The organism is Pedobacter sp. 01T416_2 (genome assembly GCF_056398925.1).
In genome coordinates, this window is the sequence record NZ_JBFTQI010000077.1 from 1 (window position 1) to 11978 (window position 11978).

General features: G+C 39.1%; 12 protein-coding genes. 9 read left to right on the forward strand and 3 right to left on the reverse strand.

Annotation, left to right across the window (positions count from 1 at the left end; all coding sequences use genetic code 11):
• Together hemH and AC1DPQ_RS05300 are read left to right on the forward strand one after the other, a co-directional pair.
• The coding region (gene hemH, locus AC1DPQ_RS05295; protein WP_477608275.1) for a ferrochelatase at window positions 1-845 on the forward strand (845 nt) is incomplete at its 5' end.
• Between the two features lie 7 nt (window positions 846-852).
• Window positions 853-1359 carry a gluconokinase gene (locus AC1DPQ_RS05300; protein WP_477608276.1) on the forward strand — a complete coding sequence of 169 codons (507 nt, stop codon included), beginning with the start codon at window positions 853-855 and terminating at the stop codon, window positions 1357-1359.
• Here AC1DPQ_RS05300 and AC1DPQ_RS05305 read toward each other — a convergent pair.
• Complete coding sequence (locus AC1DPQ_RS05305; protein ID WP_477582445.1) at window positions 1337-2584, reverse strand: 3-deoxy-D-manno-octulosonic acid transferase; 1248 nt, start codon at window positions 2582-2584, stop codon at window positions 1337-1339. The two genes, AC1DPQ_RS05300 and AC1DPQ_RS05305, sit on opposite strands and share 23 nt — an antisense overlap.
• Before the next feature lie 205 nt (window positions 2585-2789).
• Here AC1DPQ_RS05305 and AC1DPQ_RS05310 point away from each other — a divergent pair, with 205 nt between their 5' ends.
• The 5 genes from AC1DPQ_RS05310 to AC1DPQ_RS05330 are packed head-to-tail and all read left to right on the forward strand — an operon-like array spanning window position 2790 to window position 7428.
• Window positions 2790-4100: a UDP-glucose dehydrogenase family protein gene (locus AC1DPQ_RS05310; protein ID WP_477608278.1), complete on the forward strand. Its 1311-nt coding sequence runs from the start codon at window positions 2790-2792 to the stop codon at window positions 4098-4100.
• A gap of 1 nt (window position 4101) precedes the next feature.
• Window positions 4102-5091 (forward strand): UDP-glucuronic acid decarboxylase family protein, encoded by a 990-nt coding sequence (locus tag AC1DPQ_RS05315; RefSeq protein WP_108197729.1) that lies wholly within the window; start codon window positions 4102-4104, stop codon window positions 5089-5091.
• A gap of 1 nt (window position 5092) precedes the next feature.
• Window positions 5093-6115: a UDP-glucose 4-epimerase GalE gene (galE, locus tag AC1DPQ_RS05320; RefSeq protein ID WP_477582449.1), complete on the forward strand. Its 1023-nt coding sequence runs from the start codon at window positions 5093-5095 to the stop codon at window positions 6113-6115.
• On the forward strand, window positions 6116-6673 hold the full coding sequence (locus AC1DPQ_RS05325) for a hypothetical protein (protein WP_131032079.1): 558 nt from the start codon (window positions 6116-6118) through the stop codon (window positions 6671-6673). It abuts the gene before it with no gap.
• A 17-nt stretch (window positions 6674-6690) separates the two neighbouring features.
• Window positions 6691-7428: a tyrosine-protein phosphatase gene (locus AC1DPQ_RS05330; protein ID WP_477608280.1), complete on the forward strand. Its 738-nt coding sequence runs from the start codon at window positions 6691-6693 to the stop codon at window positions 7426-7428.
• A 256-nt stretch (window positions 7429-7684) separates the two neighbouring features.
• Here the strand turns inward: AC1DPQ_RS05330 and AC1DPQ_RS05335 are convergent, their stop codons facing one another.
• Window positions 7685-8914 (reverse strand): ABC transporter permease, encoded by a 1230-nt coding sequence (locus AC1DPQ_RS05335; protein WP_477608282.1) that lies wholly within the window; start codon window positions 8912-8914, stop codon window positions 7685-7687.
• Between the two features lie 102 nt (window positions 8915-9016).
• Window positions 9017-9370 (reverse strand): HesB/IscA family protein, encoded by a 354-nt coding sequence (locus tag AC1DPQ_RS05340; RefSeq protein WP_477581186.1) that lies wholly within the window; start codon window positions 9368-9370, stop codon window positions 9017-9019.
• Window positions 9371-9462: 92 nt separating this feature from the next.
• On the opposite strand from AC1DPQ_RS05340, the gene AC1DPQ_RS05345 reads away from it, so the two are divergent.
• Window positions 9463-9993, forward strand: a complete 531-nt coding sequence (locus tag AC1DPQ_RS05345) for a DUF7935 family protein (RefSeq protein ID WP_477581184.1) — start codon at window positions 9463-9465, stop codon at window positions 9991-9993.
• 109 nt (window positions 9994-10102) lie between these two features.
• Window positions 10103-11650: an acyl-CoA mutase large subunit family protein gene (locus AC1DPQ_RS05350; protein WP_477608284.1), complete on the forward strand. Its 1548-nt coding sequence runs from the start codon at window positions 10103-10105 to the stop codon at window positions 11648-11650.
• Window positions 11651-11978 lie beyond the last annotated feature (328 nt).

Genomic DNA, 11978 nt, shown 5'->3' on the forward strand with positions numbered 1-11978 from the left:
GCCCTAAAACAGCAAAATTATATAAAGAAATCTGGAATGAAAATGGCTCACCGCTTTTGTATTACAGCAGGCTACAGGCTAAAATGCTGCAGGAAAGATTGGGAGACGATTATCATGTAGAGCTGGCCATGCGCTACCAAAGCCCATCTGTTGCATCGGCGTTAGCCAATTTAAAAGCCGGTTTGGTAGAGAGCATTCAGGTTATCCCGATGTTTCCTCAATATGCCTCTGCAAGCACCGGCTCGGTAATGCAACTGGTAATGGAGCTGGTGAGCAAATGGCCAACGGTTCCGCCAATATCATTTGTTAATTCATTCCATGATAACGAACTGATGATTAAAGTTTTTGCAGAAAATGCTAAAAAGCATCAGGTAGAAAGCTACGATCACGTGTTGTTCAGCTTCCATGGCTTACCTGAACGTCAATTGTTAAAATGCGATCATACTGGAAGTTACTGTTTGAAAAGCGCCGATTGCTGTCAGACATTAAACGATACCAATAAATTCTGTTATTCTGCACAAGGACATGATACGGCCAGATTAATTGCCAAAGAATTAAATCTCTCAAAAGATCAATATACCGTTTGTTTCCAATCGCGCTTAGGGAAAGAGCCATGGGTACAACCCTATACTACCGATGTGTTGAAGAAATTAGCTGGCGAAGGCAAAAAACGTCTTTTGGTTTTTAGCCCTGCTTTTGTGGCCGATTGTCTAGAAACGCTTTACGAAATCACGGTAGAATATCACGAAGAGTTTAAGGCTTTGGGTGGTGAACATGTTCAGTTGGTAGAAAGTTTAAACGATAGTCCGGTGTTTATCGAGGCTTTGGCCGGAATGGTTAAATAGTTTAAATATGGCGAGCTTTATTATTTTAATGGGCGTTTCGGGAAGTGGTAAAACAGTAGTTGGTAAAGCTTTGGCCCCGAGAATAAATGCTGAATTTATAGATGGCGATAACCTGCATTCGCAACGTAATGTAGATAAAATGGCTGCAGGAATTCCTTTAACGGATGCAGATCGTTTAGATTGGCTGCAATTGATTGCGAAAGTTGGCCGCGAACATGTTGCTGATGGTACAACATGCATTATTGCCTGTTCTGCATTGAAAAGATCTTACCGCGATTTGCTAAGAACAGATAATACATCAATCCGCTTTGTTTATTTAAAAGGAAATTTCGATTTAATTCACGATCGGATTGCTAAGCGATCTCATCAGTACATGCCTTCTAGTTTATTAAAAAGCCAGTTCGAAACATTGGAAGAGCCTCATACTGATGAACACGATGTGATAACGGTTTCAATTGATCAGGGTATTCCCCAGATTGTGGAAGAAATTGTTAAGGCTGATCTGATTTCGTAATCATCGAAATAATCTGATCGGTTGCCCCTTTTTTATCTGTAACATATCTTTTGGCCTGCGCTGCGGCATCTTCATTTTTGGCAAAATCCTCGAAAGCACCGATTAATTCCTCAACAGTAGAAATGCTTTTGGCCGCACCTATGGCAATTAGATCTTTGGCTTCCTGAAATTTATCGTATTTCGGGCCGAAAATTACAGGCAAACCAAACGCTGCAGCTTCTAAAGTGTTGTGTATTCCCGTTCCAAAACCGCCGCCAATATAGGCTACGTTTCCATATTGGTAGAGAGAAGAAAGCATGCCGATGTTGTCGATTATTAAGATTTGAGATTTAAGATTTGAGATCTGAGAATTGTGAGTCTCCCCTTTAGCACTGAAAACTGAAAGCCGCACACTGCCAGCTGAAAACTGTTTCTCGATACTTTCAATATGGCTTTCGTGGATCTCGTGTGGCGCGATAATAAACTTCCAGTTAGGATATTTTCCAGGTAAAGCCGATAATATTTTTTCATCTTCAGGCCAGGTACTTCCACAAACTAATGTAGGAGAGTTGCCGATAAAGCTTTCGATCAGGCTAAGCTGTTTTGGAGATTGCGCATTTTCATAAACACGGTCGAAACGGGTATCGCCATTTATGGTTACATTATTTAGCCCAATCGACTTTAAAAGATTTTCGCTCTCTTTGTTTTGCACAAAAAAGTAAGTAACAGATTTTAAAATATTGCGGTAAAAGCCGCCGTACCATTTAAAAAAAGCCTGACTTTCTCTAAAAATCCCAGAAATCACATATAAAGGAATGCCCTGATCTTTTAATTGCTTAAAATAGAAATGCCAAAATTCGTATTTGGTGAAGATGGCCATTTCCGGATTAATGCTTGCTATAAAACGTTTGGCATTAGCTGCGGTATCGATAGGGAGATAAAATACATCTGCCAGGGCATAATTTTTCCTGATTTCGTATCCTGAAGGCGAAAAAAAAGTAACTACAATTTTCTTAGCAGGATAAAGGGTTTTTAATTTTTCTAAAACTGGCCGGCCCTGCTCAAATTCGCCCAAAGAAGCAAAATGAAACCATATGTGTTTTTCGCTCGGATTAATTTTCTGAGCAATTTGTGTGTAGCTATTTTTACGGCCGTTTATAAACAGTTTAGCTTTAGGATTGAATAATGAAAATATCCTGATAAGCAAAGTGTAAAGCCGAATTCCGATTATGTAAAGCAAAAGCATTCGTGTAATTTCATATCTTCGTGCCAAGATAAAACGAATATATTTAAAAAGCTTAAAAATATATGGAGTCCTCACGGTTTGGCCTATCTTTCAATACAATAAATAGGCAGATTATGATTGCTTCATTGCAGCTAAAATAACCGAGCTTGCGAGCTCATTAAAACTGATAAAAAACAATTTAATATTGTTTAATAAATTATAACAGATGAAGATAGCCGTTATTGGTACCGGATACGTAGGTTTAGTTACCGGAACCTGTTTAGCAGAAACAGGAAATGATGTAATATGTGTTGACATTAATGAAGCGAAAGTAAAGCAGATGCAGGCTGGTGAAGTACCAATTTACGAGCCTGGTTTAGATCTTTTGTTCCATAGAAATATAGAACAGGAAAGGTTGACTTTTACAACAAATCTTGCAGATGCAGTAAAAGATGCGCAGATTATTTTTATGGCTTTGCCAACGCCTCCAGGTGGAGATGGTGCTGCTGATCTTTCTTATATTTTAGGCGCTGCAAAGGATATTTCAAAACTGATTACCGAGTATAAGGTCATCGTAAATAAATCTACTGTTCCGGTTGGAACGGCCGATAAGGTAAAGGCTGTTTTTGCCGAAAATACTTCGATTGAAGTAGATGTGGTATCCAATCCCGAGTTTTTAAGAGAGGGTGTAGCAGTTGATGATTTTATGAAACCTGACCGCGTGGTTTTAGGAACTAAAAGCGAAAGAGCGAAAAAGCTGATGGCTGAATTATACGGTCCTTATGTACGTCAGGGGAACCCGATTCTTTTTATGGATGAGCGTTCTTCTGAATTGACTAAATATGCGGCAAACTCTTTCCTCGCCACCAAAATTACCTTCATGAACGAGGTTGCCAACCTTTGCGAACTCGTAGGTGCTGATGTTGATTCGGTAAGAAGGGGCATAGGCTCTGATGACCGTATCGGTAAACGTTTCCTTTTTCCAGGGGTAGGTTACGGCGGTTCATGTTTCCCTAAAGATGTTCAGGCACTGGTAAAATCATCTGATGATTATGCCTACGATTTTCAGATCCTGAAATCGGTAATGGAGGTTAATGAAAGACAAAAAACAATCCTGGTTGACAAAGTGCTTAAATACTATAAAGGTGATATCAAGGGCAAACATTTTGCACTTTGGGGACTTGCTTTTAAACCAGAAACCGATGATATCCGTGAGGCACCGGCCTTATATATTATTAATGCGCTGGTTAAGAACGGCGCAACCGTTGCCGTGTTCGATCCGGAGGCAATGGCCAATGTTAAAAATGTTATTGGCGATCAGGTAAATTATGCTAAAAACCAATACGAAGCTTTAGAAGGTGCTGACGCCCTGTTGATTGCAACAGAATGGTCGGTTTTCCGTAACCCTGATTTTGAGAAAATCGACAACATCTTAAAAAATAAAGTGGTTTTCGACGGTCGAAATTTGTACGATTTGCAAAAAATGATCGATCTTGGCTATTATTATAACAGCATAGGTAGAAAACTAATAGATTAAAATGGGTCAGAAGAGAATATTGATTACAGGTGCAGCCGGATTTTTAGGTTCGCATCTTTGTGATCGTTTTGTGAAAGAGGGTTATCACGTTATCGGAATGGATAACCTGATTACAGGCGATATGGCAAATATCGAACACCTGTTCAAGCTGGAGAATTTCGAGTTTTATAACCACGATGTTTCCAAATTTGTACATATTCCAGGTAAACTTCACTACATTTTACACTTTGCTTCACCTGCAAGTCCGATCGATTATCTTAAAATCCCGATCCAGACACTTAAAGTAGGTTCATTGGGTACCCATAATCTTTTAGGCCTTGCCAGAAATAAAAATGCAAGAATGCTGATTGCCTCAACTTCAGAAGTATATGGCGATCCAAATGTGAATCCTCAGCCAGAGGAATATTGGGGTAACGTAAATCCGGTTGGTCCGCGTGGCGTTTACGATGAAGCCAAACGTTTTCAGGAAGCAATCACCATGGCCTACCATACTTTTCATGGTGTAGAAACCAGAATTGTAAGGATATTTAACACTTATGGCCCTAGAATGCGCCTGAACGATGGACGTGTTTTACCTGCTTTTATCGGACAGGCTTTAAGAGGCGAAGATTTAACTATCTTTGGCGACGGAAGTCAGACACGCTCTTTCTGTTATGTTGATGACTTGATCGAAGGAATTTATCGTTTATTGATGAGTGATTATGCGCAGCCGGTAAACATTGGTAATCCGGATGAAATCACCATCAAGCAGTTCTGCGAGGAAATTATCAAACTTACCGGCACCACGCAGAAAATTGTTTATAAAGAACTTCCTCAGGATGATCCTAAACAGCGCAGACCAGATATTACCAAAGCGAGAGAGATATTAGGATGGGAGCCAAAAGTTGGCCGTGCTGAAGGATTGAAGATTACATACGAATATTTTAAATCATTGCCTGCAGAGGCTTTGGAGAAGATAGATCATAAAGATTTTACCACATTTAACCGTTAAAATGGCAAAAATATTAGTTACTGGTGGAACAGGATACATAGGTTCGCACACAGCAGTAGAGTTACATAACGCAGGATACGAAGTCGTAATTGTCGATAACCTTTCTAACTCGAACATCAAAATTTTAACCCAGCTTCATGCCATCACTGGCAAATGGTTCGATTTTCATGAAATCGATCTACAGGATGATAGAGCAGTTCAGGAATTTGCAGAAAACCATACCGATATTGATGGAATTATCCATTTTGCAGCGTCAAAAGCTGTTGGCGAATCGGTAGAACAACCCTTAAAGTATTATAAAAACAATTTTTACGGTTTAATTAACCTATTAACTTCGTTTAACAGGAAGATAAATTTTGTGTTTTCTTCATCTTGTACCGTTTATGGTCAGCCAGAAACTTTACCAGTAACTGAGGCTGCACCAGTACAGAAAGCTGAATCTCCTTACGGAAATACCAAGCAGATTGCCGAAGAAATATTAGCAGAAACAGCTGCAGTAACACCTGATTTAAATATAATCGCTTTGCGTTATTTTAACCCGGTTGGTGCACACGAAACCGCTTTAATTGGCGAATTACCTAATGGTGTTCCTGCCAATCTTGTCCCTTTCATCACCCAATCGGCTATTGGCAAACGTGGTCCGATTACGGTTTATGGCGACGATTACAATACTCCTGATGGTTCTGCCATCCGCGATTATATCCATGTGGTTGATTTGGCAAAAGCACACGTTGCAGCGATTAAGAAACTGGAAGAAGGAAATCCTAACGGTAATTACGATGTTTTCAATATTGGTACCGGTAAAGGCTCTTCAGTTTTAGAAATTATTGCAGCTTTCGAAAAAGTGAATGGAGAGAAGCTTGAGTATAAAATCGGTCCAAGAAGGGCAGGAGATATTGTTCAGATTTATGGCGACGTTCAAAAATCGAATAAAGAACTGGGCTGGAAAGCCAATCTTGATATCAATGAGATGATGCGCTCTGCATGGGAGTGGGAAAAATACATCAAGGCTAACCCTTTTTAAATGAAGTTATCGGAGCACAAGGATCTAAAAACTGCTATAACAGAATTGCCTGTCAAAGAAAAAGACAAGCTATTGCTGCGTTTGGTGGCCAAAGATAAAGTGCTTACAGAGCATCTTCATTACAAATTATTAGAAGATGAAACCGATTTAGAAGATCGGAAGGAGAGGATTAAAGCCGATGTGGAAGAACAGATTCTGGAATTGAAAAAACTAAATGCCAAAGAGGCATTGGTAAAGGTTCGGAAGATGATCACCTCGGTTAATCATTTTTATAAAGTGACTAAAGATCCGGTTGGTGAGGTAGAATTGAAACTGTTTATCCTCAATGCCATCCCTTTTGATTATAAGAAATCAATTTTTGGTTATCGCGATTTTATGATGCTTTTCAGTATATTTTACTTAAAAACTGTCGCGGTAACCATAAATAAATTCAAAAAACTGCACGAAGACCTGCAGTTTGATTTAAGTGAAGACTTAAATAATTTGCTCGATAAAATCTATTCCTCTAAATTAGCTGGTGCAGCAGAGGCAAGCAATTTGCCAAAAGAGATAAGTTAAAGCTATGATCTACCATTATGTTCGGATTATTTAAAAAGAAGAAAATAGCACCCGAATTTAATTTCTCTGGTATCGGAACAGATATGCATTCGCACATTATTCCGGGGATTGATGATGGCGCACAAACACTTAAAGATTCTTTCCTTTTGGCCAAAAGATTTAAAGCTTTAGGTTATAAGAAACTGATTGCTACTCCGCATATCATGGCCGATTATTTTCGAAATACGCCAGATACCATCAATCGTGGATTAGACACGTTAAGAAAAGGCTTACAGGAAATCGAACTCGATCTGGAGGTTGATGCCGCTGCCGAATATTATCTGGATGAAACCTTGGAGAAAAAAATCAGACAGAAAGAGGTTTTAACTTTTGGGAATAATTATCTTTTGTTTGAATTATCATATATAAACGCCCCTCAGAACCTGATCGATTTTATAAAGATGATGCAGGATGCCGGATACAAACCGGTGCTGGCTCATCCTGAGCGTTATCCTTACTACTACAATTCTTTCGAAAGCTATCATCAGATCAGAGAAACAGGCTGCCTGTTGCAGGTAAACGGTATTGCTTTAACAGGTTATTATGGCGCTGGTGCAAAAAAAGTAGCAGGAGAAATGGTCGAAAATCACATGGTCGATTTTGTAGGCAGCGATATGCATCATTTAAAACATGCTGYAGCGCTCGAAGATAGCCTTAGCACGCCCTTAATGCAACAACTGCTTACCCAATCTCAATTGAATAACGCATTGCTTTAGGGTTCATTGGTTCATTTGCCATTAGTTCATTTGTCCGGGCATATTGCACATCTTGATTGGTTCACTGTCAATAGTTTGATAGTTCATGGCTTAGTTGCTTCAGCAGATGAGGGTTCGCAAATCGTTTGTACTATTAATTGATTTTAACAGGTTACTATTTATCATTTTGGCTATTAACCACTGAACTATTGAGCCTCTAGGCTATCAGCCATGAACTAATGAACTATTGACCAATCAACTAGTGAACCAACAAAGCCTATTCGTACCTCAAGGCCTCTACAGGATCTAGTTTTGACGCTTTTTTAGCAGGATAATATCCAGATAGGATTCCTACAAATACACATAATACAAAACCACCAATAATAAATAACCAGGGAATTAAGAATGCGCCACCCATGGCCAGTGAGATGAGATTCCCTAAAACTATTCCCAGAAAAATACCCAGGGCACCACCCATTAAACAGATTACTACGGCCTCGATCAAGAACTGGCGGCGAATTACCTTCGGGTTTGCGCCGATGGCTTTACGGATACCAATTTCGCGTGTACGTTCAGTAACCGAAACGAGCATGATATTCATTAAGCCGATTGAGGCTCCAATTAGGGTAATAACTCCGATGGCAACACCACCAATAGCCACAAAAGCCAGATTTTCGAATAAAGTTTGAGCAATGGCATCACTCTTGGTAATCTCGAAATTATTGGTTTCGTTCACCTTAACCTTGCGGATATTTCTGAATAGTGCAGTAGATTCACCAATAATGTTTTCCTGCATCTCATTACTGGGTACCATTACTGTTATGGTGTAAGATGGATTGGCATTGGCGTTAATCTGTTTGGCTTTTAGCAAAGGCACATAAACAGCCCTATCACCGCTAAAGCCCATACTCGATCCTTTTTTCTCTAATATGCCAACAATTTTAAAACGGTTATTACCTACATTGATCAGTTTGTCTAAAGGATCGGAGCCTTTAAATAATTTTTCAACTACTTCGCCACCAACAATACAAACGTTGCTTCCGAGCTGTATTTCAGAAACACTAAAATTTCTTCCTTGTGATAAATTTAATCCCTGAGAGGCTAAACCATTTTCATCTATACCCTGAACATTGATGTTGGGATTGGTTTTTAAACTCCCGTATTTTATAGTAGAACCACCGCTGGCAAAAACACTTACGGCAACAGTTGCAGGTGTATTCAGACTATCTTTAAATTTAACGGCATCTTCGTAGCGGATGGCTTTAAAAGGTTTTGGGCGTTTGCCATTGCCAATTCTAATTCCTGTACCGCGGTTTCTGATGGTGAAAGAGTTTGCCCCCATGCTACTAAATGCATCAGTCATACTTTTCTTTACAGCATCAAGAGTGGTTAAAATCCCAACCAAAGCCATTAAACCAATGGCAATAATTAAGGCGGTAAGCATAGTACGCAAGCGGTTCGCTTTAATAGATTCTAATGCCAGTCTGATGTTTTCTCTGTAATTCATTTAGTATTGCGATAAGCGTTTGGCRGGCAAAGCTTGTAAAAATAAAAAAAGTCCCGATGTTTAGACAAGGGGACCGCACTATATGTTACAATAATATTTTATTTATGCCGAGAAACTCGTGCCACAACCGCAGGTGCTGGTTGCGTTAGGATTAACGAAAGTGAAACCACGTGAATTTAATCCATCTTGCCAATCGATCATCATGCCCATTAAGTACATCTGGTGTGCTTTGTTCATGAAAACCTTAATGCCGTCAATTAAATACTCCTGATCGCCTTCTTTTCTCTGATCGAAACCTAAAATATAATTCATGCCAGCGCAGCCGCCACCTTCTACGCCAACACGTAATCCGTAATCYTCACTTATCTCCTGCTGATCCTTTAATTTATATAACTCTTTGGCTGCTCCTTCAGAAAAAGTAACTGGTGCAAATGCTGTATCAACTGTTGTGCTCATGTTATTTAAATTTTATCTGTTACAAATATRAATAATAATGCACATTTTTGCTTTTAACGGTCCGTTAATATTACCGTAATTAAACAATACTTATGAATACCCAACAAATTTTAGTTGATATAGTGATCTTATTTGCAGGCATTTTCATTGCACTAATGGCTGTTTATTATATTTTAAAGAACGATATCCAGCGTTTCTTTAACTTAAAAACCATCGAGCTAAACAAAGAAAGCCGGGCGCATATTTTGCCCTTGCGCTTACAGGCTCACGAGCGTTTAATCCTATTTATCGATCGTATTAACCCTGCAAATTTGCTTGTTCGCCTGCATCAGCAAGGAATTGCCATTGCTACGTTGCAAGCAGGTATTTTAAATGAAATCCGTTCGGAGTACCAACATAATATTACCCAGCAGTTGTATGTAGATAGTGTAACCTGGGGTGTGGTGCGTAAATTAAAAGACGATACCATTGCCATGATTAACAATGCAGTACAAGGTTTACCTGCTGATGCAAATGGAATTGAGTTGAGTAAAGCAATTTTACAGCACATGGCCAGTATTGATGAAAACCCTTACGATTTAACCATCGAACTGATCAAAAAGGATATTCACCAACTTTTTTGATGTGGTTAATTGTTTCGGTTGGTTAACTGAAATATGCACAGTTAACCAATTTCAACAGTTAAGCAACTTTGCTGCACTAATGAACCAATGACCATTGAACTAACCAATTATGAGCGAAAAAAAGTATACCACCACTTCAGGTATTGAAATAAAGGCGCTGTATACCGAAGCGAAGCCAATGGAAGAGCTGCCTGGAGAATTTCCATTTACCAGGGGAATCCAGAAGGATATGTACCGCGGTCGCTTGTGGACGATGAGGCAGTATGCTGGTTTTTCAACTGCTGAAGAATCGAACAAGCGTTATCATTATTTATTGGCTCAGGGAACAACAGGTTTATCTGTTGCTTTTGATCTTCCAACACAAATCGGTTACGACTCTGATCATGAAATGGCTGATGGAGAGGTTGGTAAAGTGGGGGTGGCTATCGATTCGTTAAAGGATATTGAAATTTTATTTGATGGTATCGAGCTGAAAAACATCACGACTTCGATGACGATCAATGCTACTGCTTCAATTTTATTGGCCATGTATATTGCGCTGGCTAAAAAACAAGGCGCAGATTTAAAACAGATTTCGGGGACGATACAGAACGATATTTTAAAAGAATATGCTGCAAGAGGCACATATATCTATCCGCCAAAGCAATCCATGCGTTTAATTACCGATATTTTTGAGTTCTGTAGCAAAGAAGTGCCAAAGTGGAATACCATTTCTATATCTGGCTACCACATTCGTGAAGCTGGATCAACCGCTGTACAAGAACTTGCTTTTACATTGGCTAATGGAAAAACCTACCTAAAAGCCGCTTTAGATAAAGGTTTAGATATTAATGTATTTGCGAAGCGGTTATCGTTCTTCTTCAATTGCCATAATAATTTCTTTGAAGAAATAGCGAAATTTAGGGCCGCAAGGCGGATGTGGGCGAAAATTACCAAAGATTTGGGTGCTGCAGATGAAAAAGCGCAGATGTTAAGATTTCATACCCAAACCGGAGGCTCAACCTTAACGGCGCAACAACCTCTAAACAATGTAATCAGGGTAAGCAATCAGGCTATGGCTGCCATTCTTGGCGGAACTCAATCCTTACATACCAATGGTTATGATGAAGCACTTTCGCTTCCAACCGAATCGGCTGCAAAAATTGCTTTGCGTACTCAACAGATTATTGCCTTCGAGAGTGGTGTTACCGATACCGTAGATCCATTGGCTGGATCGTTCTTTGTAGAAAGCTTAACCGATGAAGTAGAAGCTGCTGCCTGGGCTTATGTCGATCGGATAGATGCCATGGGTGGCTCGGTTAATGCCATCGAAAGCAACTATATGCAAAATGAGATTGCTGATGCAGCTTACCAGTATCAGAAAGAAATCGAAAATGGCGAAAGAATCTCTGTAGGTGTAAATAAATTTACCCAGGAAGAAGAAGGCCTGACAGAGGTTTTTAATATTGATGATTCAATCCGCAAACTGCAATCTGAAAAATTAGAATATTTAAAAGCAACCCGCGATGGAGATGCTGTAGAAAAAGCATTGCAAGAGTTGGATGAAGCTGCAAAAGGCGAGAAAAATTTGATGCCGTTGATTATAGATGCCGTTGAAAAATATGCTACACTCGGCGAAATTGCAGATGTGTTTAGACGGACTTTTGGCGTTTATTAATAAACTTAACCCTCGTGGTTTTTGCACTTTATTTCAGGATAAAATTAAAGGGACTTTGCTTTTAATTATGTCTTGATAAAATGAACGAATATTTTGTTCATTGATCCTAAAATAATGAGTTAAGCTGTCGTAAAATTCATACAACAATAAGGCGAAATGAAATAATCTAATATTAATTTAAACGATCTGCTTAAATTAATATTAATTTATTTATCTTATGGCTTTGATTCTCAGTTTATTCGAGATTAAAAAAGACTAAAACGCTTAACTAGTGCCTAAAATGGCTTAGATTTTGCTTTTTCAACAGCTATTCGAAGTGATGGGGATG